General features: G+C 35.7%; 25 protein-coding genes. 9 read left to right on the top strand and 16 right to left on the bottom strand.

Annotated features, from left to right (window positions below; translation table 11 throughout):
• Positions 1-12 precede the first annotated feature (12 nt).
• Positions 13-471 (bottom strand): MarR family winged helix-turn-helix transcriptional regulator, encoded by a 459-nt coding sequence (locus ILS93_RS24585; RefSeq protein WP_001132358.1) that lies wholly within the window; start codon positions 469-471, stop codon positions 13-15.
• 272 nt (positions 472-743) lie between these two features.
• On the opposite strand from ILS93_RS24585, the gene glpT reads away from it, so the two are divergent.
• From glpT to opp4A, 6 genes are all read left to right on the top strand, one after another.
• Entirely contained in the window at positions 744-2,093 is a 1,350-nt protein-coding gene (gene glpT / locus ILS93_RS24590; protein WP_048562905.1) for a glycerol-3-phosphate transporter, read from the top strand.
• Between the two features lie 284 nt (positions 2,094-2,377).
• Positions 2,378-3,397: an ABC transporter ATP-binding protein gene (locus ILS93_RS24595; protein WP_000795364.1), complete on the top strand. Its 1,020-nt coding sequence runs from the start codon at positions 2,378-2,380 to the stop codon at positions 3,395-3,397.
• Positions 3,384-4,310, top strand: a complete 927-nt coding sequence (locus ILS93_RS24600; RefSeq protein WP_222661561.1) for an ABC transporter ATP-binding protein — start codon at positions 3,384-3,386, stop codon at positions 4,308-4,310. The genes ILS93_RS24595 and ILS93_RS24600 overlap by 14 nt, the downstream gene beginning before the upstream one ends.
• A 14-nt stretch (positions 4,311-4,324) precedes the next feature.
• Positions 4,325-5,290 (top strand): oligopeptide ABC transporter permease, encoded by a 966-nt coding sequence (gene opp4B, locus ILS93_RS24605; protein WP_033657692.1) that lies wholly within the window; start codon positions 4,325-4,327, stop codon positions 5,288-5,290.
• A gap of 17 nt (positions 5,291-5,307) precedes the next feature.
• On the top strand, positions 5,308-6,213 hold the full coding sequence (locus ILS93_RS24610; RefSeq protein ID WP_000880734.1) for an ABC transporter permease: 906 nt from the start codon (positions 5,308-5,310) through the stop codon (positions 6,211-6,213).
• A gap of 12 nt (positions 6,214-6,225) precedes the next feature.
• The gene (opp4A, locus tag ILS93_RS24615; RefSeq protein ID WP_098275233.1) at positions 6,226-8,001 is read left to right on the top strand and encodes an oligopeptide ABC transporter substrate-binding protein; all 1,776 of its coding nucleotides are present in this window, start codon (positions 6,226-6,228) and stop codon (positions 7,999-8,001) included.
• Positions 8,002-8,101: 100 nt separating this feature from the next.
• Here the strand turns inward: opp4A and ILS93_RS24620 are convergent, their stop codons facing one another.
• The 4 genes from ILS93_RS24620 to ILS93_RS24635 all read right to left on the bottom strand — a co-directional run bounded on the left by ILS93_RS24620 (position 8,102) and on the right by ILS93_RS24635 (position 11,784).
• Positions 8,102-8,227: a DUF4027 family protein gene (locus tag ILS93_RS24620; RefSeq protein WP_000453509.1), complete on the bottom strand. Its 126-nt coding sequence runs from the start codon at positions 8,225-8,227 to the stop codon at positions 8,102-8,104.
• Between the two features lie 208 nt (positions 8,228-8,435).
• The gene (locus ILS93_RS24625) at positions 8,436-8,858 is read right to left on the bottom strand and encodes a universal stress protein (RefSeq protein ID WP_000277996.1); all 423 of its coding nucleotides are present in this window, start codon (positions 8,856-8,858) and stop codon (positions 8,436-8,438) included.
• A 65-nt stretch (positions 8,859-8,923) separates the two neighbouring features.
• Positions 8,924-10,375, bottom strand: coding sequence for a SulP family inorganic anion transporter (locus tag ILS93_RS24630; protein WP_000487883.1), 1,452 nt, complete (start codon positions 10,373-10,375; stop codon positions 8,924-8,926).
• 155 nt (positions 10,376-10,530) lie between these two features.
• Positions 10,531-11,784, bottom strand: a complete 1,254-nt coding sequence (locus tag ILS93_RS24635; RefSeq protein ID WP_222661562.1) for a cell wall-binding repeat-containing protein — start codon at positions 11,782-11,784, stop codon at positions 10,531-10,533.
• A 174-nt stretch (positions 11,785-11,958) separates the two neighbouring features.
• On the opposite strand from ILS93_RS24635, the gene ILS93_RS24640 reads away from it, so the two are divergent.
• Positions 11,959-12,636 carry a response regulator transcription factor gene (locus ILS93_RS24640; protein ID WP_222661563.1) on the top strand — a complete coding sequence of 226 codons (678 nt, stop codon included), beginning with the start codon at positions 11,959-11,961 and terminating at the stop codon, positions 12,634-12,636.
• Between the two features lie 11 nt (positions 12,637-12,647).
• Entirely contained in the window at positions 12,648-14,033 is a 1,386-nt protein-coding gene (locus tag ILS93_RS24645) for a sensor histidine kinase (RefSeq protein WP_222661564.1), read from the top strand.
• A 19-nt stretch (positions 14,034-14,052) separates the two neighbouring features.
• Here ILS93_RS24645 and ILS93_RS24650 read toward each other — a convergent pair whose 3' ends face one another.
• Positions 14,053-14,574 (bottom strand): dihydrofolate reductase family protein, encoded by a 522-nt coding sequence (locus tag ILS93_RS24650; protein WP_154131419.1) that lies wholly within the window; start codon positions 14,572-14,574, stop codon positions 14,053-14,055.
• Positions 14,575-14,682: 108 nt separating this feature from the next.
• On the opposite strand from ILS93_RS24650, the gene ILS93_RS24655 reads away from it, so the two are divergent.
• Positions 14,683-15,633 (top strand): helix-turn-helix transcriptional regulator, encoded by a 951-nt coding sequence (locus tag ILS93_RS24655; RefSeq protein WP_222661565.1) that lies wholly within the window; start codon positions 14,683-14,685, stop codon positions 15,631-15,633.
• Between the two features lie 41 nt (positions 15,634-15,674).
• Here ILS93_RS24655 and ILS93_RS24660 read toward each other — a convergent pair whose 3' ends face one another.
• From ILS93_RS24660 to ILS93_RS24705, 10 genes are all read right to left on the bottom strand, one after another.
• Positions 15,675-17,093: an anti-sigma factor gene (locus ILS93_RS24660; RefSeq protein ID WP_222661566.1), complete on the bottom strand. Its 1,419-nt coding sequence runs from the start codon at positions 17,091-17,093 to the stop codon at positions 15,675-15,677.
• Positions 17,059-17,616, bottom strand: a complete 558-nt coding sequence (locus ILS93_RS24665; protein ID WP_064477084.1) for an RNA polymerase sigma factor — start codon at positions 17,614-17,616, stop codon at positions 17,059-17,061. The genes ILS93_RS24660 and ILS93_RS24665 overlap by 35 nt, the downstream gene beginning before the upstream one ends.
• A gap of 179 nt (positions 17,617-17,795) precedes the next feature.
• Entirely contained in the window at positions 17,796-18,281 is a 486-nt protein-coding gene (locus tag ILS93_RS24670) for an HIT family protein (protein ID WP_098103693.1), read from the bottom strand.
• An 11-nt stretch (positions 18,282-18,292) separates the two neighbouring features.
• Positions 18,293-18,670 (bottom strand): OsmC family protein, encoded by a 378-nt coding sequence (locus ILS93_RS24675; protein ID WP_064477086.1) that lies wholly within the window; start codon positions 18,668-18,670, stop codon positions 18,293-18,295.
• Positions 18,654-20,072 carry an amino acid permease gene (locus tag ILS93_RS24680; RefSeq protein WP_064477087.1) on the bottom strand — a complete coding sequence of 473 codons (1,419 nt, stop codon included), beginning with the start codon at positions 20,070-20,072 and terminating at the stop codon, positions 18,654-18,656. Before ILS93_RS24680 ends, ILS93_RS24675 begins: the two co-directional genes overlap by 17 nt.
• Before the next feature lie 204 nt (positions 20,073-20,276).
• Positions 20,277-20,921, bottom strand: a complete 645-nt coding sequence (locus ILS93_RS24685) for an amino acid ABC transporter permease (RefSeq protein ID WP_064477088.1) — start codon at positions 20,919-20,921, stop codon at positions 20,277-20,279.
• Positions 20,922-21,578 carry an amino acid ABC transporter permease gene (locus ILS93_RS24690; RefSeq protein ID WP_222661567.1) on the bottom strand — a complete coding sequence of 219 codons (657 nt, stop codon included), beginning with the start codon at positions 21,576-21,578 and terminating at the stop codon, positions 20,922-20,924. It abuts the gene before it with no gap.
• Positions 21,579-21,678: 100 nt separating this feature from the next.
• On the bottom strand, positions 21,679-22,506 hold the full coding sequence (glnH, locus tag ILS93_RS24695) for a glutamine ABC transporter substrate-binding protein GlnH (RefSeq protein WP_222661568.1): 828 nt from the start codon (positions 22,504-22,506) through the stop codon (positions 21,679-21,681).
• A gap of 12 nt (positions 22,507-22,518) precedes the next feature.
• On the bottom strand, positions 22,519-23,250 hold the full coding sequence (locus tag ILS93_RS24700; RefSeq protein WP_064477165.1) for an amino acid ABC transporter ATP-binding protein: 732 nt from the start codon (positions 23,248-23,250) through the stop codon (positions 22,519-22,521).
• A gap of 132 nt (positions 23,251-23,382) precedes the next feature.
• Entirely contained in the window at positions 23,383-24,843 is a 1,461-nt protein-coding gene (locus tag ILS93_RS24705; RefSeq protein WP_098103386.1) for an alanine/glycine:cation symporter family protein, read from the bottom strand.
• Positions 24,844-24,888: the final 45 nt, after the last annotated feature.

The following is a 24,888-nucleotide window of genomic DNA, read 5'->3' on the forward strand; positions in this document are numbered from 1 at the left end:
CCTCAATTCCTCTTAGTTATTCTCTTTTTTCTCTTGTGTCCCGCAAATAATTGTTTCTAACTTCTCAAAGAGGCGTAACAAATCTTCTCTTTCTTGTAATTCTAAATGTGAGAAATATTTTGCAATATGCTCATTACGAGCGGTCATTGCCTCTTCTACTCTAGCTTTCCCCTTTTTTGTTAACTCAATGATGACAACACGACGGTCATCTTTGTCGTGATAGCGTTCTACAAGCTCTTGGTCAATTAGGCGATCAATCATCACTGTAATTGCACTAGGCTTTACATACATCTTTTTTGCTAATTTTGTCGCTCTTGAAGCACCGTAATGATCCAAAATCTTTAAAATATAAAACTGCGGTGGTGTAAGTCCTGTTGCTTGCATTTGTTCTAATAACTCCGTCTGCATTTTCTTTCCAATCGAAAAGGCAAGAGCTTGAATTTTATCGATATGCGTCATATCATTTGGCATGTTATCCACCTCTTATTTAAGCAATAAAATATTTAACGTATTTAAATATTAATCCCACAAACAAAATCCGTCAACACTTTTTATTTATAAAAACGTTTACATTTTTGTCACAAAGTTGTATAATTTTCGACGAAGTTAATATTGACAGTCACGGAGAATCGGAGTATACGGCTATGAATCATAAAAAAGGAAACTTTTTTATATTTCATGGCCTTTTTATATTCTCTCTGACTTACAACATTTCGAATTCATTAGGGGAGGATTTTCATTTTATGTTTTTTACACAATTATTTAAACCTGCGCCCCACGCGGAACGCTTACCAGCTGATCGCGTTGATAGCGAATACCGTAAATTACGTTTACAAGTATTCTTAGGTATCTTCATCGGCTATGCAGGTTACTACTTTGTTCGAAAAAACTTTTCACTAGCAATGCCATACTTAATTGAACAAGGCTTTAGTAAAGGGGAACTTGGGGTTATCCTTTCAGCAGTATCTATCGCTTACGGATTAAGTAAATTTCTTATGGGTATCGTATCCGACCGTTGTAATCCTCGCTATTTTTTAGCAGCTGGGCTATTTTTATCAGGTATCATTAATATTATTTTCGGCTCATTTTCTTTCATTACAACGAGCATTATACTTATGTTTGTCCTTCAGTTTTTAAATGGATGGGTACAAGGTATGGGCTGGCCTCCTTGTGGTCGTACGATGGTTCACTGGTTCTCTATTAGTGAACGTGGTACAAAAATGTCTATTTGGAACGTCGCTCATAATGTCGGTGGCGCACTTATGCCTTCTCTTGTAACATTAGGGTTATATTTCTTTGCAAATGACTGGCATAGTATTTTTTACTTCCCAGGTATTCTTTCAATTTTAGTTGGTATTTATGTATTAATTACGATGAGAGATACACCTCAATCTTGTGGATTACCTTCTATTGAAGAACATACTGGAGAATATCCAGCAGATGAAAAAGTAAAAGATCGAGAACGCGAACTTTCAGTAAAAGAAATTTTATTTACATACGTACTAAACAATAAATTTTTATGGTACATCGCTATTGCGAACGTTTTCGTTTATTTCGTACGTTACGGCGTTGTAGACTGGGCTCCTACTTATTTAGTAGAAGAAAAAAGTTTTACTCATAGTAGCTCTCGCACAGCTTATGCTCTATACGAATGGGCTGGTATTCCAGGTACACTTCTTTGCGGATGGATGAGTGATAAACTGTTTAAAGGGCGCCGCGCACCTGCTGGTATTTTATTTATGGTTGGTGTATTTATCGCCGTTCTTGTTTACTGGCTAAATCCTCCTGGTAATCCAATGGTTGATAGTATTGCACTTGTCGCAATTGGATTTTTAATTTATGGACCTGTTATGTTAATCGGCCTACACGCACTAGACTTAGCACCAAAAAAAGCTGCTGGAACTGCAGCTGGTTTAACTGGGTTCTTCGGTTACCTAGGTGGAGCTACTTTTGCTAGCGCAGCTATGGGCTTTATCGTCGATGCATTCGGATGGGATGGCGGATTCATCTTGTTACTTGTATCTTGTGTACTTGCAATGTTCTTCCTTGCTCTTACTTTAAAAACAGGATCTGCAAAACCAAAACAAGCTTAAGTACTAATATTATTCTTATCAAAAAAAGAGAGACTGTTCTTTCCAGAACACCTCTCTTTTTTCTACATATAAATCTTTTTTCTTACAAAAGATTTATTTTCCTCTCACATATATGTTAGCGTTTTCAAAACACTTCAACTACTAATACAACTGCATTCAATTTTTGTATAAAAAGATTTTTGAATATTTTCTCAACTTATACTTGTCAAACATTGTCATTTTATATTAAAATAACAACAACATACAAAATATTTAGTCTTTTCTGAAAAGATGGAGGGATAGCCATGAAGAATCCACTTCTTCGCATTGAAAACTTACAGACTTCCTTTCGCATACAAGATCACTATCATGCAGCAGTAGATGATGTTTCGTTAACTGTCCATGAAAATGAAATTGTCGCGATAGTTGGTGAATCAGGTTGCGGAAAAAGTGCACTTGCCCTTTCTATTATGCGATTGCATAATGAAGCAAATACAAAATTACAAGGGCAGCTTAACTATAGAGATAAGGATTTACTAACTATGTCAGCCGCAGAGATGAATAAAGTACGCGGATCAAACATCGGTATGATTTTCCAAGAACCTCTTACAGCACTCGATCCTCTCATGACAGTTGGAAAACAAATCGAAGAAAACTTAGACTACCACACAAGCCTTTCAAAAGTTGAAAAAAAAGAACGCACCTTAGAACTACTTCATCAAGTTGGTATTCCAAAACCAGAACTTACATATAAACAATACCCACACGAATTATCTGGCGGAATGAGACAAAGAATTGTTATCGCAATTGCAATTGCTTGTAACCCAGCACTCATTATTGCGGATGAGCCAACAACGGCTCTTGACGTAACCATCCAAGCACAAATTTTAGACTTACTAAAATCTATTCAAGAACAAACGAAAATGGGCATCATTTTAATTACTCATGATTTAAGTGTTGTCGCAGAAACAGCCGATCGTATCGTCGTTATGTACGCTGGACAAGTTGTAGAGACAGGAAAAGTTGAAGAGATTTTTAACAATCCTCTTCACCCATATACTCGTTCTCTATTAAACTCCATTCCATCTGCGTATGGTGAAAAAGAAAAATTGCATGTAATTCAAGGGGTGGTTCCTTCGTTAGCGAAGCTTCCTCGCACAGGTTGTCGCTTCCAAGCTCGAATTCCATGGATTAGACCTGATCAACACGAGGAAAATCCAATTTTACATGAAGTAAAACCAGACCATTGGGTACGTTGTACTTGCTACAAGCATTTCAACTTCCAAGATAAGAAAGGAGATGACGTAACTCATGGCACTGCTTAAAGTAGAAGATTTAAAAGTACATTTTCCAATTAAAGGTGGCTTCTTCGGCCGCACATTAGATTACGTGCGTGCTGTCGATGGTGTAAGTTTTGAATTACAACCGGGTGAAACATATGGGATCGTTGGTGAATCAGGAAGTGGCAAATCAACAACGGGTAAAGCAATTATGCATTTAACGAAAGCAACAGAGGGTAGCATTCATTTTAATAATAGAGATTTAACAAAATTAAGTCGCTCTGAACTACGTGAACAACGAAAAGATATTCAAATGATTTTCCAAGATCCTTATTCATCATTAAATCCGAAGAAACGTGTTCTCGACATTATTGCTGAGCCTCTTCGAAATTTTGAGAAGCTCTCACCTGATGAAGAACGTAGAGCGGTTCAAGAATATCTTGATAAAGTTGGTCTAAATCCAGAGTCAATTTATAAATATCCACATGAATTTTCCGGCGGGCAAAGGCAGCGGATTGGTATTGCACGCGCTCTTACATTAAAACCTAAGCTTATTATTGCTGATGAGCCAGTATCTGCGCTTGATGTCTCTGTACAAGCACAAGTATTAAACTTCTTGCAAGATTTACAAGCTGAGCTCGGACTAACATACTTATTCATTAGTCATGATTTAGGTGTAATTCGTCATATGTGTGACCGTATCGGTGTTATGTATCGCGGACGCATCGTCGAAGAAGCAACTAGTACAGAAATTTATAGTAATCCGCAACATATTTATACGAAGCGCCTAATATCAGCAATTCCTGATATTCGTCCTGAAAACAGAGAGAGACAGCGTAAGCTCCGTCAACAAGTAAGCTCTGAATACGAGAAATCATACGAAAATTATTTCAATGAAAACGGTCGTGCTTATGACTTAAAAGCAATCTCGCCAACGCACCGGGTGGCATTACCATAAGGGAGTGATAAAACATGTGGAAGTTTATATTACGGAGATTTTTAGTGATGATCCCGCAATTATTCGTGTTAAGTGTACTTGTCTTTCTACTAGCTAAGGCAATGCCAGGCGATGCCTTAACTGGCAAAGCAATGAATCCAAAAGCGGATCCAAAAGTGATTGAAGAACAACGTGAAAAGCTTGGATTAAATGACCCAGTTCCAACACAATATGTTCGCTGGATTAAAAATGCAGCCCAAGGTGACTTTGGTATTTCCTATGCACATAAAATGAAAGTAACCGATTTAATTGGAGAACGACTTGGAAATACAGTATCTTTAGCACTTGTCATTCTTATTCTTACTTATTTAATTGCCATACCACTGGGAGTTATAAGTGGGCGTTGGAATGATACATGGGCTGATCGACTCATTACCCTTTACAACTATCTAGGTTTTGCTACACCACTATTTATATTTGCACTAGTTATGCTCTTCCTATTCGGATTTAAGTTTGCAATATTCCCAACCGGCGGTAGCGTAGATCCTCAAGTTGCAACAGGTACATTTGCTTACTATTTAAGCAAATTGAATCACATGCTACTACCAGCTTTATCCGGGGCATTAATCGCAACAGTTGGTACTGTTCAATATTTACGAAGCGAAATTATTGATACGAAACATAAAGATTTTGTTCGTACAGTAAGAGCAAAAGGTGTTCCAGAATCAAAAATCTATTCTAGACATATTTTACGAAATTCATTCTTACCAATTGCAGCCTTCTTAGGCTATGAAATTACAGGATTAGTTGGCGGTGCCATCTTTTTAGAAAGTATTTTTAGCTATCCAGGAATTGGACAACTATTTATACAATCTATCTCTCAACGTGATTTTAGTGTAATAACTGCACTCGTTATGTTTACTGGATTTGCAACGTTACTTGGAACTCTCCTTTCAGATATTATTCTAAGCATCGTCGATCCACGTATTCGTATTGATTAAAGAAAGGAGATGACGTTATGTTAGCAAACCCTGAAAAACAAACTGAAGTTATTCATTACGAAAAAAGCCCTTCTGGTTTCTCTATTATGTGGCGAGAACTTCGTAAAGATAAATTAGCAATGTTTTCACTTATTTTCCTAGCAATCTTATTACTAGCAGTCTACGCAACATCTTTTATTATGAAACAAGAAGATATTGTACGAGTTGATTTATTCGCTATTTATGCTCCCCCCTCTGCTGAACATTGGTTAGGAACAGATTATGGAGGACGCGATATTTTCGGCCAACTTATTATTGGTACACGGAACTCTTTTACAATTGGATTAGCAATTACTATTCTTTCTTGTTTAATTGGTCTTTCAATTGGATTAATTGCCGGGTATTTTGGAGGAGCTATTGATAATATCATTATGCGCATTATCGACTTTGTTATGGTTTTACCATTTTTAATGCTTGTAATTGTATTTATTACACTTGTCCCTACATTCAATATTTTTACTTTCATTTTAATTATGAGCGTGTTCTTATGGACAGGAAAGGCCAGATTAATTCGCTCAAAAGTATTAACTGAAAAAGAACTAGATTATGTCTCTGCATCTAAAACTTTAGGAACACCAAACTGGAAAATCATTCTTTTCCAAGTACTACCTAACTTAAGTTCAATTATCATTGTTAGCGTTACATTAAATCTTGCTGGAAACATCGGTATTGAATCTGGTCTAACTTTCTTAGGATTTGGTCTACCAGAAAGTACACCAAGCCTTGGTACACTTGTTAGTTATGCTAGAAATCCAGATGTATTACAAGAAAAATGGTGGATTTGGTTACCCGCATCAGTCATGATTTTAACATTGATGCTGTGTATAAATTTTATTGGTCAAGCGCTACGCCGCTCGGCCGACGCAAGACAAAGAAAAGGATAAGGGGTGGAAGAAATGACAAATAAGCCAAAATTTTTCAAAGTATTAAGTACACTTGCCGTTTCAACATTACTACTTTCAGCATGTGGGGGCAGTGGTGGTAGTGAAAAAACGAGCAGCACAAAAAAAGTAGATACAAATAAATTTAGTGCATCTGTTAAAAATGATAAAAAGGAAATTAAAGATGGTTCATTAACATATGGTCTTGTTTCTAACACACCATTTGAAGGACTTTTGAACTTCGCTGTATATGAAGGAGATCCTGATAACCAAGTCATTACAATTTTCGATGAATCTTTATTATCAAATGACGAAAACTGGGAATACACGAATGATGGCGCTGCTACATATGAAATTTCTAAAGATAAAAAGACAATTACATTAAAAATCAAAGATAATGTAAAATGGCATGATGGAAACCCTGTTACCGCTGAGGATTTAGAATACTCTTATCTAGTAATTGGTAGCAAACAATATGCTGGTTCTCGCTATGACACTCAAATGCAAATGATTGAAGGTATGGAAGATTACCATAATGGAAAAGCCGAAAAAATTTCGGGTATAAAGGTAACGGATCCAAAAACAATTTCGATTACATTTAAAGAACCGAATCCTTCAGTGAAAACTGGACTTTGGACATATCCTCTTCATAAGAAATACTTAGGAGATGTACCAATCGATAAATTAGCAGAATCTGATAAAATTCGTAAAAACCCAATTGGTTTCGGGCCTTTTAAAGTGAAGAAAATTACGCCAGGTGAAGCCGTTGAATTTGAACGTTTTGATGATTATTATGGTGGAAAACCAAAACTAAAAAGTATGGTTTTAAAAGTTGTTAACCCTTCCGTTGTTAACGCGTCCTTAAAAAATGGTGATATTGACATTGCTGAAGTAAGTGCAGATCAGTATCCAAATGTAAGTAAATTAAAAAATGCACAATTAGTCGGTAAAACTGATTTATACTATAGCTATATCGGTTTTAAATTAGGCCATATGGATAAAGAAAAAGAAGAAGTAGTGATGGATAAGGAGAAATTTAAAGATGTTCGTGTACGTCAAGCAATGGCGTATGCTATCGATCGAAAAGAAATTGGTGAAAAATTATATCACGGCCTACGTTATCCGGCTAACTCACCAATTCCACCATCTCTACCAAAATATCATAACAATAAAGCTGGTGCCTATGATAAAGATATAGAGAAAGCTAAAAAATTATTAGATGAAGCTGGCTATAAAGATACGAACGGAGATGGATTCCGTGAAGATCCGAATGGTAAAGAATTTAAAGCTAATTTCTTATCAATGAGTGGTAGCGATGTAAGTGAACCACTTGCAAAATTCTTTATTCAATCTTGGAAAGACATCGGCCTAAAAGTAGAGCTTCTTGATGGTCGCTTACATGAATTTAACTCATTCTACGATATGATTAAAAAAGATGATCCAAAAGTTGATCTTTTCGCGGCAGCTTGGGGAACTGGATCTGACCCAGATCCTTCTGGTATTTGGGCTAAAGATGCAGCGTTCAATTACCCACGTTGGGCTACTGACAAAAACACAGAATTATTAAAACAAGGTATTTCTCCAGAAGCTGCTGATGAAAAGTACCGTAAAGATGTCTACGATAAATGGCAAAAATTAGTTCATGACGAAGTACCATTAATTCCACTTCATTATAAATTTGACTTAAAAGGTGTAAATAATCGCGTAAAAGATTATAAATATACACCAGAAGATCAATACAAGTGGGGTAAAGTTAGCGTAACAAGCGATAAAGCAGAAACAGAGAAATAAGAAAATAGCTCCTAGCACTAAGATACATGCTAGGAGCTATTTTCTATTTATAATACTTCTCTTGCTATTAATAACAACCAATTCCTTCCCTACTCTAAAATTAAAAGATTTGATGAACCATCTTTATTAAAATAGCTAACGTAACAGATGCAGCAAATCCGCCTAAACAAATTAAGCTTACCCCTTGACTATATGATAAATTTTGCAATGATTTCATTACTTCCATCCTCCCTATCTCCCCTTTGATACTCTTATTTTACCAATGGGAAAAATTTCATAACATCGATTTTTCTGACAACAAACTTACAAATTTGTAAGTTAACATTTTCTAAAACTTATGTATCTAGTATGTCCATACCTTCCCCTTTTATACGCCAAAAAGGACCTTGAATTATATCAAAGTCCTGCTTACACTACAGAGTATCTCACTCAATTTATTTAATAATCATCACCGGGCATTTCACTCGTTTTGCTATTTTATGACTTACACTACCAAGCACCATCTCTTGCAGTGTATTTAATCCTCTACTTCCAGCGATAACAAGATCTATGTCTCCTGTATTTACATATTGAACAATCGTATCTCCTGGATCGCCATGTAATATCGTAATTTTATAAGAAATGTTCTCTTTCTTTAATAAACCTTCAATCTCTTTTAATTTATCTTTTCGACTAGCCGATATTGTTTCTAGATCTGTTTGACCTTGTATAATATCTGATTTTGCCGTTCTATTATCTACTACGTACACAACTTCAACATTTGTTTCTTCGCTACATTTCGCAATATATGTTGCATGTTCCGCTGCTCGAAGTGCATGTTCAGAACCGTCACATGCTAATATAATTTGTTTGTACATATGCTGAATCCCCTTTTCGTTATCCTACCCGTATTATATAATAAAGCCCCCTAAAAAGGAGGCTTCTAACTAGCAATTCTTTTATTATAAGTAGCTAAATTTGAAATAATCTTCGAGCTTCGTTCATTTAATCCCGTTATACTTACTTTCACGCCACTTTGTTCATACTTCATGATAACTTTATCAATTGCAGCTACTGCTGAATCATCCCATATATGCGCATAAGTAAAGTTCAACTCAATTTCTTCCACATCTTCATTGAATGAAAAATTATTTATAAAGTCTGCTGTAGATGCAAAGAAAAGTTGACCATGAATTTCGTATATTTTCTTATTTTCAATATATAAATGTTTCACGTGAATCTTTGCCATATTGAATGCAAATAAAACCGCACTAATTACTGTTCCAATAATTACACCTAATGCTAAATTATGTGTAATTAAGACAATCACAACTGTTACGATCATAACAAACGCATTTCCTTTTGGTACTTTATGAATCGTTGTTACAGAGTTCCAATCAAATGTTCCGATTGAAACCATAATCATTACTGCAACTAAAGCTGCCATTGGAATATGAACGACATAGTCACCTAAAACAAATAGTAATACGATTAAAAATCCGCCCGCTACAAATGTGGATAAACGACCTCGTCCACCTGATTTAATATTAATAACAGATTGTCCAATCATTGCACACCCTGCCATTCCTCCGAAGAAACCAGCCACAATATTTGCAATACCTTGCCCACGTGCTTCTTTATGTTTATTACTTTCCGTATGCGTCATATCATCTAAAACTGAAGCTGTTAATAATGACTCTAGTAAACCGATAATTGCAAGCATAACTGCGTACGGTAAAATAATCCCTAACGTCTCAAGTGTAAAAGGTACGTCAGGAATGCTAAAGAACGGTAATTCTTTCGGCAAGCTTCCCATATCTCCTACTGTTTTTAACTGCAATCCGCTCATAAGTGCAATACTTGTCACAATAATAATAGAAATAAGTGTAGACGGTACAGCCGTCGTAATACGTGGAAATACATATATAATTACAAGTCCTAATGCGACAAGTGCATACATTTGCCAAGTTGCATGTTTAAAATGTGGTAATTGCGCTGTAAAAACTAAAATTCCAAGTGAATTTAAAAAACCACTCATAACAGATTTAGGTACAAACTTCATAAATGAGCTCAGTTTGAACACGCCAAAAATAATTTGGACAATACCGGTTAATATTGTTGTAGCAAATAAGTATTGCAAACCGTGATCTTTCACGAGCGTGACCATTAATAATGCCATTGCACCTGTTGCAGCTGAAATCATCCCAGTTCGTCCGCCAACAAATGAAATGGTAACTGCAATACAAAAGGCTGCGTATAACCCAACGGTCGGATCCACGCCTGCAATAACTGAGAAAGCAATCGCTTCAGGAATTAACGCTAAAGCAACAACAATTCCTGACAGCACATCCCCTTTCACATTGGAGAACCAGTCATTTTTTATCGTTTGAAACAAAATACCACTCCTCTACTCTTTTATCATTTGATTTTCTCCATAAGAAAACCTAGGCCGACTGCACGAAGGCTATTATATAACGAGTAGAGGATTTTGCGCTATGTAAAAGTTTCCTAAAAAAAGACGCTACCTTCATAGCGTCTTTTCTCATTTCATTAATGTCCACCGTGCCCTTGACCACTTTCCTGAACAATCTCTAACCTTTCATCCAGTATACCTTGTGTTTCAAATGAAATATCACTCGTACTTCCTAATAAGAAGCCGTGGTTATACGGTCCAAGTGTTGGGTCATCTTTAAACTTCGGCTGAATACTAGCAAGGAATTCATACACTGGCTGTGAAGCTTTCCCTTCTTCTAACAATACAACAGGTGCGTGTTTACCCATATGTGAAAATGGTGCCCCTGCAACTGCTAAGTCTGGTGTTTTGCTTGAAACAAATGATAAACCGTGATCTGGTTTTGTAAACCCCCATCCAAATTTCGTTTTTTCATCTTTAAACTTCGCAAATGCAACCGAATTTTCTGTTGGAGTCTCTCCACTAATACGCGTTATTTTTCCGTATTTACTTAACTCTTTTTCTACTGCTTTTGAAATGATTTTTTCTGGTCCTAATACATATATATTCGCTTTATCTTTTCTCATCTTTAATGCCTCTATCGTCGCTTCTGGCACTTTATCTTTTTCTGTATATAAAAGCGGTTCTGGCATATGAGAAATCCAATTTACAGCTGGTGTTGTATATAAACGCCCTTCTTCTTCAGACGAACCGATAATAACACTATTTGGATAGCTACCTGTTATATCGGCATATTCTTTATCCACCTCTTTAGCAAATTTAGCTGGATCCGTTTCTTTTATTTGCTTTACTTTATAATCTTTTAATTGCTCAAGGATAGATGGACCTACATCCCCCATCAACATAATTTGTGTTCCATCTTTCGTTCCGAGCGGATTTAATCGTTTTATTTCTTTTAACGTCATTTCGGGTACCTTTTCTTTTTCTATAAATAAAATTGGCCCGTTATTCGGATGGTGAATAAGATCCGCACTTGCAATACCTAATTGCCACTCGTTTACTGGTACTAAAATAACAGCGCCTGGCTGATTCTCTTTATGCGTTGCTGGCCATATCGTTTGCGAAGTTAATACTGCCATTTGCATAGGGTCATTTGTATTTAATCTCGTTACATTTTTTAAACTCGTCGTTAATACATCATTCGATGCCCCTTTATTCATTTCTTTCGGCGCACTTACCTCCTGCTTCATTTTCATTTTCATTTCCTTTTGCTCTGTTTTCTTCTCTTCTTTAGATTCATGATTTTTATGATCTGTGTTCGTTTGCCCACACGCCGCAAGACCAGCCGCCGCAATTATTGTTATCCCTAAAATTCGGGTCATCTTTTTCACTATACCGCCTCCGTATGAATCGTTTTCGAGCCAATATGATTACCTAAAATGAAATTTCAACTTTACAATAACAAGCAATTCTGAAGAAATTATGCAGATGCATGATAATCTGCACCATTTCTTCATGATTTTGACTTACAATTTAGGTAATAACTACAAATGCGGAGGTACTCTATGGTCGATATACTACTCGTAGATGATGAGCCGAGAATGCTTGAATTATTAACGCTTTATCTTACTCCAATCGGATACAACTGCGTATGTGCAGTATCCGGGGAAGAAGCTATTTCACATATAGAAAATCGAAACTTCAAATTTGTTTTACTCGATATTATGATGCCAAAGATGGATGGGTGGGAAACGTGCAAAAGAATTCGATCCTTTAGTAACGTTCCCATCATTATGGTAACGGCTCGTGATCAAACGGTAGATGTCATCCAAGGGTTAAAACTTGGAGCGGATGATTATGTAACGAAACCTTTCCATGAAGAAGAGCTTTTCGCAAGAATTGAAGCTGTTTTAAGGCGAACGAATCAACACGCTCAAATCCAATATCACGGCATTTTATGGGATGAGGCAAAGCATTTCGTTTCTGTCTATAATGAAGAACTTCTTCTCACTCCAATCGAATTCTCTTTACTCGGATTATTTTTACATCATGTGAACTACGTGTTAAGCCGCGATCAGCTCATTGAACGAATTTGGGGATTAAATACAAATACAGAAGATAGAACAGTCGATTCACATATTCGTAATTTGCGTGATAAATTACGAAAAGTAAATTTCCCTATTGATCACCATTTAAAAACTGTTTACGGAGTCGGCTATCGATGGATTGATACTGTAGATTAAGGAGCAAAACGATGAAGCGAATCTCTATTCAACTCGGATTTTATTTTTTAATTGTTACACTTTTAATCGAAAGTGTTCTATTTGTCTTGCTTTATTATAGCCTTGTCAACAATAGAGTAAATGAAGAAATGACAGCTTTATTAAAGCGTGGAAATAGTCACCGAGATGTCCTTGAAAAGTATTTTGATAAGCAAACAATCTCCCATGTTGCACTAATGGAATCTGAAGCCGAAACCACTGTCGTTATTACAAATGCCAATAAGGATGTGCTAGCTAAATCTAATGAAATAAATACTACTATAAAAAAGCATATTGAAAAGATGCAAACACGGACAGATCATGACGGAGCAATTATAGAAAATCATTGGAAAACATCTAATTATATATGTACAGTTAGTCCTATTATAGTGGCAGGCAAAACAGAAGGCTACGTATATATGTTTCTCGGAACAGAATCAATCGAGGAACTGGTTAACGGGCTAACAAGACAATTCATTATTGCCGGAGTCATTACGTTTCTATTAACAGCCATCACCATCTTTCTCTTATCACGGTTGTTAACAAAACCATTGTTACACATGAAACATGCCACTGAAAAAATGAGTAAAGGCGATTTATCTGTTTCATTAACAACTAGTCGAAATGATGAAATTGGTGAACTAGCATCATCTATTCAAACGCTCGCTAATGATTTACATTATATGAAAACAGAGCGAAGTGAATTTCTGGCAAGTGTTGCTCATGAATTACGAACACCGTTAACATACGTAAGAGGTTATGCTGACATCGCTTTAAAAGAAACCACATCTCCTGAGCAACGTTTGCGATATTTATCTATTATAAAAGATGAGTCTGATTACATTACGAACTTAGTTCAAGATTTATTTTCACTTGCACAAATGGAACAACATAACTTTTCTATTCAAGTAAAGGAAGTACATTTACATACCTTCCTTACTCGCATAGCCGAAAAAGTAAATACCATATATAAAGAAAGATACATTAAAGTTTCTTTCTCTTGTCCTCCTACACTGGTAGTAAACTTAGATGAACAGCGATTTGAACAAGTTATAATAAACATTTTAAATAACGCTTATAGACATTCAAAAGAACATTCTCATATAAACATTTCTGTTACGGAAGAACATAAAAGTATCTCCATTACAATTGAAGATGAAGGCGAAGGTATTCCGCCTGAAGATCTCCCTCACATTTTCGAACGTTTTTATCGAGTTGATAAAGCAAGATCACGAGCTACAGGTGGAACTGGTTTAGGACTATCTATCGTGAAAGAAATTGTAGAACTACACGGCGGGAATATTACTGTAACAAGCGAAGTCGATCATGGGTCTTGCTTTATCATTTCATTGCCATCTATACAAAAACACGACTACTGATGGTAGTCGTGTTTCTTTATCATTTTACTTTATAATATAAATTTACAAATTGCCCAAAACGTTTCGTATCCGTTAGAGTTAAATTAATTTCTGGATTCTTGTCTTGAAATAACGGAACTCCAGAACCTAATATATGCGGTGTAATCGTAACGATATATTCATCAATTAGATTATTCTTAAAGAACTCTTTCAGTAAACTCCCTCCACCGACCATCCATATTTTAGATCCTTCTTGTGCTTTTAACCTTTTAGTAAACTCCGCTACATCTTCATTTATAAACTCAACGTTTCCGTCTGAGCCTTTTTCTGAACGAGAAAAAACATAACATGCTTTATCTAAGTAGGGGAATGTTTCTGTATGTTCTACTACATAATCGTACGTTCTTTTCCCCATAATTATTGTATCAATCGTTTCATACATTTCTGTATAACCGTTATCTCCCTCTCCTTCGGTTTCCATTAACCACTTTAAATCATCATTTTCTTTCGCAATATATCCATCCAAACTAGCGGCTATAAATAAAACAACTTCACGTGACATCTCTTTTCCTCCTTGCAACGTATATTGATAAAATGACCTTATACACACTATACTAACCTTAAAACATGACAATTCATGTCATGTTAAAAAAAGAAACGAGTGAGATAGTTGTCAAAAGCAAAACGTTTACTAGACATTCTTATATTCGCTTCTGCGAAAAGAACATTTACAGCTCAGGAAATAGCTGATGAATTTAATATTTCCGTTCGTACTGTCCACAGATACATTTTAGATTTAAGTGATATGGGATTACCTATTTATGCAGAACAAGGTCGTAATGGAGGATATAAAGTATTAACGAATAAAGTCATTCCCCCTATTTTATTTACTGAAGAAGAAGCGGTATCCATCTTTTTTGCTTTTCAATCTTTAAGTTACTATCGAGACTTACCTTTTAACACAGAAATCAATTCCGTTACGCATAAACTGTATAGCTCTCTACAACATGATGCGAAAGCGAAAGTTGATAAAATACGCTCTTATATTGCTTTTTGGAATCCAAAGAGAACAATTGATACACCTCTTTTAAACGAAGTGCTAACCGCGGCTATTGAAAATAAAAATTTACACTTTCAATACGAATCTAAATCGGGGATAAAAACAAAACATGTTCATCCTATCGGTGTATATGCTCATGATGGGCTATGGTACTTACCATCCTATGACTTCAGCAGAAAAAAAGTATTACTGTATCGCGTTGATCGTATTCTTTCTATATTATCAACAGAAGAAACTGAAGATACATTCATGAATTTAGAAGAATGGTTCGACTCGAGCTCTAACGTAGTACACATTCCTACCCAGTTACATGTCTCATTAACAGCAGAAGGCGTGCGCCAATGTAAAAGTGCTCCTTACCTTGAAGAATTCGTGGTAGTAAACGAAGACGGGACAGGATATATACATTCAACAATTGATAAAGGTGAAATTAACTTTATTACCCCTTTATTTTATAGACTTGGAAAAGATGCACGAGTTTTAGAGCCGAAAGAATTGATAGATGGTTTACGTATGCGCGCGAAAGAAGTTTTACATATGTATGACGAAAAAAGCTGCTAAATATAAGCAGCTTTTTTCGTCCCGTTGTTCCTATTGTTTTATTATTGACGAATGTCAAACCACCAACGATTTTTCGAATTCATATTTTCAGTGTCACCAATCCCTCTGTAATTGAAAGCATCCAAAAAGATTGAATCTAGTTTATCCTCATCTACAAAATAACCTAATTTAACTTTTACCGTTTCGCCTGAGCGGATGCTGCCAATATTATAAAAGCTTTTTCCATCTCCGTGAGGCTCTAAATAATCAACTTCGCTTGTCATAATATTTTTTTCTGCAATTCCATCTTTCCCAGCATAATTCCATACATTTCCTTTACCTTTAAGCACTTGTATGGATGGATCCATATAAATTTCTTCTGTCTCCTGTTTACCTATATTTTTCACTGTTGTTGTCAGGTAGACAAATTTAGGACGAATTAATTTTGACTCTACTAATGTATCAATTGAATCTTTACCATTTCCAACTTTATATTCATCCCGTCTATATGGTATCAATTGTCCCGCTTGATCCAAAGCTTGATTCTCGCTTAGTCTTCCTAATCCCATTTCATTAAAGTTTTCTTGCTTAAAATCTTTGATTGAATCAAAAGTTTCAACTTTTTCTATCACATATTCAATTTGGCTCTGATCCATAGATATCGTTACTGGAACCTTTTGCCCTATATGAAATAGTCGTTTGCTATCTTTTTTCAAAGGAATCACCTTAGTTGTTTTACCTTCTTGGCTAAAATACTTTTTATCATAATCGCTTATATGTGATGACTTTTCTTTTGACGTGGGCTCAAGTGAAATGCTCCCTAACACATCTATCATTTGCTCTTCGTTTATATCGTTTCCAATATAACTTTGTAACATAATTCCCTCTTCCTCAAAATAGAGAAAAATCACTCTATTAAACATTAAATCTTTATTACCAGTTTCTCTATGGACAATTACTGCCTTCTTACCATTTATCTCTTTTTCTTCATAACTTTTCGAGTACAGAGTTGGAAAATCTGAATTCTCCCCTACTCTCCAAAGTGCGAATGAAAATCCACCCATTGCGTAGTTATCTTTAAACGAATATTTCATAGCAGAGTCATCAATTGCCTCCATATTTTCTGGTAATTTATCGATTTTCAATTTATACCACTTACCAGCCTTTTTCGAATCCTTGTTTGTTACCGAAACATTTACTTCATAATTTTGTTTTTGAACAATCATATTATAGACTTTCACTGCTCCAAAAACGGTTGTCGGCATGCCGATTAATAAGCAAGCAGCAGCGATTAACATACGATGTCTTTTACGCTTTTTCTGCGGTTGTCCATCTTTCAGCTTCATTTCCTCCATAAACAATTTCCTTTTGCGCGTATATGTATGTGAAAATTCATGTCTTTCTTCGAGTTTATCAAAATCATCTAAAGCAATTTTTTCAGCAAGTTCATATATTTCTTTGGAGTTCTTTGAATTCGTCATGTTGTATACCTCCTATCATATTTTGGATTCGTTTTCGAGCGCGTTCAAACTGCTTGCGGACATTAACCTCGGTTATTCCCATAACACTTGAAATCTCTTGATACGTTAAGTTATAGAAGACTTTATACTTAAACACCTGTCTGTTAGATTCACTTAATTCTGTTAGCAATGTATCAATTTGAACCTCAGACATTTTACGTTTTTCCCACTCTTCAATATTTTCATCTACCGCTTCTATTGATTCTCTTTCATATTCTTCTAAAAATGTTTCATGTCGTTTATTTTTCCGGTAACTATCAATCGCCTTGTTTTTCACGACCCTCAAAATGTAACGTTTAAGCTCCTCAGTGCTCAAGCTATGGAGCTTTTCCAAGTTCTTATAAAGTGTAATAAACGTCTCTTGAACCGCATCTTCAGCCTGCTGAATATTATTTAAAATAGAATACGCTACATAATAAATTTTTTGTTCGTACAACTCATATAGCCCTTCCATCTTTTCATAATCGTTGTTTGTGACTTTCATATAATTCCTCCTCTCACTCTATATAACGAATGGTCGATATACTTTGTGACACTGCATAATCTTTTTATATATAAAATTTAATAACAGAATAAACAAAAGCCCAATTTCTCTATTTTAACTGAGAAATTGGGCTTTTGTTTATTAGAATTTTCCTGACTGTTCCCTTAAGAACATTCCTCTTACGCCTTTTTAGTAAGCAGTATTTGCTCTATCGCTTCTTTTAACAAATTCTGTGTCTCTTCAAAATTATAATTCTTCTTTTCTCCCGATTGTACCGTATAAAACTCAGCAAATGAGCGCCCTTTATATCTTGGTACGACATGCATATGGTAGTGTGTTAGCTCGTTAAATACTCCACCATTTTGACAAATCGTAATTCCGTCTGGTTTATATAATGATTTAATCGCTTTTGCAATCAGCTTAGAAGCATCCATAATTGCTTTCGCTATAACATCATCTAATTCGTCCACTTCTACAACATGCTGCTTTGGCACAATTAAAGTATGTCCTGGATAGAAAGGTTCATGATCTAAAAAGCATGTTACATACTCATCTTCATATACTTTATATATTTTTTCCTCTCCGCTTGCTAATTTACACCCTAAACATTCCATCATATTTCCCCCTTTATTAAAAACATAAAAACGTGAGAGCCGTATTCTCACGTTTTTATGTTTCACTTTATTAGTTCAATTGTTTCCGTAACCTTTATACTATCTTTTACAGATTGAACAATCGTGCAATTTTTCACTGCAAGTTGCAGTGCTTTGTCCAACTGCTCTTCTGTAATGTTTTGCGCTTTAATTTTATAGTGCAAATGAACACTTTCAACTGGTTTTGATAAAGCTTCACTTCTACCAATTTCCGTTTCGATTGTAAACGTATCGTATATAATACGTTTCTTTTCTAAAATTGTTTGAAAGACAATTGCACTACATCCTGCGATAGAAGAAACGAGTAATTGTAACGGAGAATACCCATTTTCTTTTCCAATCGCTAATGGACCATACGATAAATCTGCCTCTATATCATCATGCTTAATTTTTATTTTCATACTTCGCTTCCATCTCCACTTTCATCGGCTTCTTTCGTTTCTTACTCATATAATAATATATATAGCAGAAAATGATAAATGGAATACCACAGTATAACGCCATTCTTTGTTCTGGAATAAACGCTAAACTAATAACAACGATACTATTTGTAATTAAAGCTAAAATAGGAACAATTGGATATAACGGTGTTCTATACTTTAAGTCCTCTAACTTTCCTCCACCTTTTATATACTGACTTCTAAAGCGAAGTTGAGATAGAGCAATAATGATCCAACTTGAAACAGCGGATAAACCAGCTATAGATAATAAGTACATGTATACTGTATCTTCTGCAAGGAAACTTGTGAATAAAGAAAGACCAGCTACCGCAATCGTTACAACTAGTGCTGTAATTGGAATGCCACGTTTATTTACTTTCTTGAAAGAAGTTGGTGCCATTCCTTCATTTGCAAGTGACCATAATATACGAGTTGCCGCATATAATCCTGAATTCGCTACAGATAGTAACGCTGTAATAATAACGAAGTTCATAATATCAGCTGCGTATGGAATACCGATTTTATCAAATACGACTACGAATGGACTTTCAATTACCCCTGCTTCTTTCCAAGAAATCAATCCTACTAAAATCGTCATTGTTAAAATGAAGAATAACATAATGCGCCATACTGTATTACGGATCGCACGTGGAATTGTTTTTTCTGGATTTTCACTTTCTCCCGCTGCAATCCCGATTAACTCTGTTCCTTGGAACGAGAAGTTAACTGTAATCATTGTAAGTAATACGGCAGCTAGTCCATTCGGGAATAATCCGCCATCGCTTACAAAGTTAGAGAAAAGAGGTGCTGCTTCTTTTCCGTCATATGATATAAATCCTAATAATGCACTACCACCAAGAACAACAAATGCAAGAATTGTAACTACTTTAATACTAGAGAACCAAAACTCTAATTCAGCATAACTCTTCGCTGATATTGCATTTGAAGCATATAAAATAACTCCGAATACGAGACACCATACCCAAACATCAACATTCGGAAACCATCTTTTCATCATTAAACCAATTGACGTTAATTCTAAACCTACCGTTACTGCCCAGCCAAGCCAATATAGCCAGCCGATCATAAAGCCCGTTCCTGGTCCAATAAACTTCGTCGCATACTTTTGGAAAGAACCTGAAACCGGCATTGCTACCGTTAGCTCTCCAAGACAAAGCATTGTTAAATACATAATAAATCCGCCCACTAAATAGGAAAGGATGGCTCCCCCTGGTCCAGCCTGATTAATGGTGTAACCTGAACCTAAGAAAAAACCAGTCCCGATTACACCACCTAGTGCGATCATAAATAAATGTCTACTCTTCATCGTACGATGTAATTTCTCATTCGTTGGTTGCTGCATCTAAATCCTCCCCCTACCGATACCCCTATATCTTGTTAAAATTTTCTGATAATAAAAATATACACGAAAGCGATTACAATTTCTATATAAAATTAAAACTTTTCTGATAAAATAATATAAAAAATCGAATTATCGCGAGTTTTAGATTCTAATTAGAGGAAAATAAGGTTAAACAAGGAAAAACCTTTACATATATTGTAAAGGTTAACGAAGTTCTAATCTTCTCGATAAAATTGATAAACTATAGTTTACGATAAAGTACATACAAGCTACTACTATAAACGTTGGAATCATATAATTTACATTCTGTCCGCTAATAATTTGAGCATTATGCATAAGCTCTGGCAGTGATATAGCAACTGCTAATGATGTATCTTTCAGCAATGAAATAAACTGACTAACAAGCGGCGGGACCATTCTTCTTAATGCTTGTGGTAAAATAATATGCCAAAGCGCTTGAACATACGTTAATCCTGAAGATCTTGCAGCCTCAATCTGCCCTTTTTCAATAGATAATAAACCACTTCGAACAATTTCAGATATCATTGCTGCTTCAAATATTGTTAAGGCAACAATTACAGCTGTTATAATTTCTAATTTTAAGCCTGCTTCTGGAAGTGCAAAATACGTGAAAAATATAATTAAAAGTAGTGGTAAATTTCGAATTACTTCAACAATAATTCCTAATATTTGTGAGACGACAGGTATTTTCATGTAGCGCAATATTCCTATTACACTACCAATAATAAAGCTAAGTACAATTGCTACGAGCGCTACCTCTAACGTTATAAGTAATCCTTTTAATAAAAACAGAATATGATCTCCTGTAATTGCTCCCTTAAAATCCATTTACACCGCCTCCTTTGCTAAGCGTTTTTCTAAATAACGCACTAGCATACTGAGCGGAATTGTTAATATTAAATAAAACATCCCGACAAATATATACACATCGAACGTAACAAAAGTCTTCGTTGAAATTAAATCTCCTTGATACATTAAATCAGTACCCGCGATAATTCCGAGTATGGAAGAGTTTTTTACTAAATTGAGAAATTGATTTCCTAGAGGAGGGATTACGATTTTCATCGCCTGGGGTAAAACAACATAATACATTCCCTGTACATACGTTAATCCTGAAGACCGTGCTGCTTCCATTTGCCCTTTTGCAACGGATAAAATACCAGCGCGAATGACTTCCGCAATAAACGCTGCCGTATATACAGTAAGCGTAACTGTTCCTGCTACAAAACCATTTAAAGTAATTCCTATTACAGGTAAAGCGAAATAAAATATAAATGCAATTAATACGAGTGGAATATTTCTTACAAACTCCAAAAAAGCTGACCCTATCCAATTTAAAATACGAATAGGTGAAATACGCATTACAGCCAAAATTACTCCTAAAATAAAGCTTCCTATTAATGCAATTACACTAGACATCACTGTATATTTAAAGCCTTCTAAATACATATCAATGTTATTCGTTAATATAGAAAAATCAGGCACATATTCTCCCCTCTTTCTTTACAAGAAGAGGATGAGCGTCCCTCATCCTCTTACTATTTATCAATGGGAATACAGCTCCGCTCATTAAAATATCACTTTACTACTCTTGCTTTTGCCCAATCCATTTCTCATACAATTTGTCGTACTCCCCGTTCGCCTTCATATCTTTTAGCAAGCTATTAATCTCTTTCGTTAAATCACCTGCACCTTTTTGCACTGCAATTCCGTACGGTTCATCCGTAAAAATTTTCCCTACAACTTCATAATTTGAATCTTGTTTTGCCATGCCGTAAAGAATTGCATTATCTGTCGTTAAAACATCGCCTTTCCCTGCTTTTAACGCCGTAAATGCCTCACTATAATTTTCAAATTCTAATACAGTCGCTTCTGGTGACTTTTGACGAATATTATTTGTAGACGTTGAACCTTTTACAGCTAACACTTTCACACCCTTTTTCACATCATCAATACTTTTAATATCGCTTCCTTTTTTCACAAATAATGATTGCCCTGCTTTAAAATATACATCTGAAAAATCTACTTCTTTTTTACGCTCCTCCGTAATTGTCATTGTTGCGATAATTGCATCAATATCACCATTTTTCAGTAGTGGAATACGCGTTTTAGACGTTACTTCTTTTAATTCTAGTTTCTTTTCATCTCCAAGAATTTTTTTCGCAAGCGCCTTTGCGATATCAACATCAAATCCTTCTACCTCCCCTGTCGAAGGATTTTTCAAGCCAAATAAGTTCGTATCATTCTTCACTCCAACTACTAGTTTCCCGCGCTTTTTAATTTGCTCAACAGCCCCGCCTTGCTTCGTATTCGTTTCTTTCGCCTCATCTTTTTTACTTCCGCACCCGGCCACGACAAGTACGAATAAACATAAGAATACGATTAACGTAAACAACTTTTTCATTTTAAGCATAAAATTCCTCCTTTAATGATTTAACACTCTTCTTAAAAATAGACGCGCTCTTTCTTGTTCAGGACTTGCAAAAAATTGCGCCGGTGTTGTATCCTCAATGATTTTGCCATCATCCATAAATAAAATTCGATCTGCTACTTCTCGCGCGAACCCCATTTCATGCGTGACAACGACCATCGTCATCCCTTCTTTAGCTAGCGTCTTCATAACATCAAGTACTTCCCCGATCATCTCTGGATCAAGAGCAGACGTAGGCTCATCGAATAGCATAATTTCCGGCTGCATTGCGAGCCCCCTAGCGATCGCTACCCTTTGCTGTTGTCCTCCGGATAATTGATGCGGGTATACACTAGCCTTCTCCGGAATTCCTACTTTCTCTAAATAAAACATCGCTGTTTGCTCAGCTTCCTCTTTTGAAACTTTATTTACTTTAATAGGTGCTAGTGTAATATTTTGAAGAACCGTTTTATGTGGATATAAATAAAAATGTTGAAAGACCATCCCGATATTTCGGCGTAATTCATTCATATCTGTTTTGACATTGTGTACCTCTGTATTCTGTACAATTAACTCTCCATCTGTAATTGTCTCTAGCTGATTTATACACCGAAGCAACGTGCTTTTTCCTGATCCTGAAGGCCCAACAACTACTACCACCTCACCTTTTTTCACTTGCACATTAATATCTTTTAAAACTTGAAAATTGCCATAATATTTATTTACATTACGAAACTCTATCAACATACTCCCCCTTCCACTAACAAAGCATGTACATTCTTTTTATATTCAAAAATAGGAAAAAAAATAACTTCCAGCCTCATTTTGTCCATAAAAAAAGCAAAGGGATTTTCCCTTTGCTTTTTCACTTCTATTCTATTAAGATACTTCTTCTTTCTTATCTTTTCCGTATTCATGCTCCCAGAAATCAGCATTTTTAATTCCTAATGGCCCTGGATCGAATACTGGATCTTTTCCTTCTTTTTTCTGCTTTTCATAATCCTTTAATGCGACTAATGCAGGTTTTTGTAATAATAAAATCGCAATGATATTTACCCATGCCATAATTCCTACACCGATGTCACCTAACGCCCACGCCGTTGCTGCTGTTTTTATACAGCCGTAGAATACAGCTCCTAAAAATACAAATTTTAATATCATAGACAGCCAAGGGCGGTCTTTATCACGATTTAAGTACGCAATATTCGTTTCTGCAATGTAGTAATATGCCATAATTGTTGTAAATGCAAAGAATAGTAACGAAATTGCAACGAAACCGTTTCCAAATCCAGGGAAAACAGATTCTACCGCTGCTTGTGTATATCCCGGTCCTGGCTGAGCACCATTTAATTTATTTACGATAAAGTTTTTTCCGCTTGCATCAAATACGTTATACATGCCTGTAATAATCATCATAAATGCTGTTGCTGAACAAACAAATAATGTATCAATGTAAACGGAAAATGCTTGCACTAAACCTTGCTTAGCTGGATGTGATACTTCCGCAGCAGCTGCTGCATGTGGTCCAGTTCCTTGCCCTGCTTCATTGGAATAAATACCTCGTTTTACTCCCCAAGAAATTGCTAAACCGATAATACCACCGAAAGCCGCTTCTAATGCAAAAGCACTTCTTATAATTAGCATAAATGCTTCTGGCAACTTTTCAATATTCATAGCAACAATAACGCAAGCTACTAAAATATAACCAACTGCCATAAACGGTACGACAACTTGTGCAACGTTAACAATTCGCTTTACACCACCGAAGATGATAATAGCTAGTACAACAACTAATAAAGCCCCTGATACGGTAGTGTTAATTCCAAAAGCTGTTTCTAAACTTACAGCAATACTATTTGCCTGCACACCTGGCAGTAAAAGCCCCGTTGCAAGAATTGTCGCTGCAACGAATACTAATGCATACCATTTCACACCTAAACCTTTTTCAATGTAATAAGCAGGTCCACCACGAAACTGTCCTTGATGTTTCGTCTTATATATTTGCGCTAATGTAGATTCTATATAAGCTGATCCTGCTCCTAAAAAGGCCACTGCCCACATCCAAAATACAGCTCCTGGTCCACCGAAGGCAACCGCTGTTGCTACCCCAGCTATATTCCCCGTCCCAACGCGTCCTGATAACGAAAGCGCTAACGCTTGAAATGAAGAAACACCAGCCTCTGATTTTTCACCTTGAAATGTCAGCTTCACCATTTCTCCTACATGCCTTACTTGTAAAAACCTCGTTCGAATGGAAAAATATAAACCTACTCCTAAACATAAATAAACAAGTGCTGGACTCCAAACAATATTATTTAACCAATTCACGAAAGCTTCCAACATTCCCCCTCCTTCTTTATAAAGAATATTCAGAATATATATAAA

Source organism: Bacillus sp. 16GRE42 (assembly GCF_019837435.1).
Taxonomy (GTDB): domain Bacteria; phylum Bacillota; class Bacilli; order Bacillales; family Bacillaceae_G; genus Bacillus_A; species Bacillus_A wiedmannii.

Coding starts and splice junctions, on each gene's coding strand:
- ILS93_RS24585 (WP_001132358.1), bottom strand. CDS start 471: ATGCCAAATGATATGACGCATATCGATAAAATTCAAGCTCTTGCCTTT.
- glpT (WP_048562905.1), top strand. CDS start 744: ATGTTTTTTACACAATTATTTAAACCTGCGCCCCACGCGGAACGCTTA.
- ILS93_RS24595 (WP_000795364.1), top strand. CDS start 2,378: ATGAAGAATCCACTTCTTCGCATTGAAAACTTACAGACTTCCTTTCGC.
- ILS93_RS24600 (WP_222661561.1), top strand. CDS start 3,384: ATGGCACTGCTTAAAGTAGAAGATTTAAAAGTACATTTTCCAATTAAA.
- opp4B (WP_033657692.1), top strand. CDS start 4,325: ATGTGGAAGTTTATATTACGGAGATTTTTAGTGATGATCCCGCAATTA.
- ILS93_RS24610 (WP_000880734.1), top strand. CDS start 5,308: ATGTTAGCAAACCCTGAAAAACAAACTGAAGTTATTCATTACGAAAAA.
- opp4A (WP_098275233.1), top strand. CDS start 6,226: ATGACAAATAAGCCAAAATTTTTCAAAGTATTAAGTACACTTGCCGTT.
- ILS93_RS24620 (WP_000453509.1), bottom strand. CDS start 8,227: ATGGAAGTAATGAAATCATTGCAAAATTTATCATATAGTCAAGGGGTA.
- ILS93_RS24625 (WP_000277996.1), bottom strand. CDS start 8,858: ATGTACAAACAAATTATATTAGCATGTGACGGTTCTGAACATGCACTT.
- ILS93_RS24640 (WP_222661563.1), top strand. CDS start 11,959: ATGGTCGATATACTACTCGTAGATGATGAGCCGAGAATGCTTGAATTA.
- ILS93_RS24645 (WP_222661564.1), top strand. CDS start 12,648: ATGAAGCGAATCTCTATTCAACTCGGATTTTATTTTTTAATTGTTACA.
- ILS93_RS24650 (WP_154131419.1), bottom strand. CDS start 14,574: ATGTCACGTGAAGTTGTTTTATTTATAGCCGCTAGTTTGGATGGATAT.
- ILS93_RS24660 (WP_222661566.1), bottom strand. CDS start 17,093: ATGACGAATTCAAAGAACTCCAAAGAAATATATGAACTTGCTGAAAAA.
- ILS93_RS24665 (WP_064477084.1), bottom strand. CDS start 17,616: ATGAAAGTCACAAACAACGATTATGAAAAGATGGAAGGGCTATATGAG.
- ILS93_RS24675 (WP_064477086.1), bottom strand. CDS start 18,670: ATGAAAATAAAAATTAAGCATGATGATATAGAGGCAGATTTATCGTAT.
- ILS93_RS24680 (WP_064477087.1), bottom strand. CDS start 20,072: ATGCAGCAACCAACGAATGAGAAATTACATCGTACGATGAAGAGTAGA.
- ILS93_RS24685 (WP_064477088.1), bottom strand. CDS start 20,921: ATGGATTTTAAGGGAGCAATTACAGGAGATCATATTCTGTTTTTATTA.
- glnH (WP_222661568.1), bottom strand. CDS start 22,506: ATGCTTAAAATGAAAAAGTTGTTTACGTTAATCGTATTCTTATGTTTA.
- ILS93_RS24700 (WP_064477165.1), bottom strand. CDS start 23,250: ATGTTGATAGAGTTTCGTAATGTAAATAAATATTATGGCAATTTTCAA.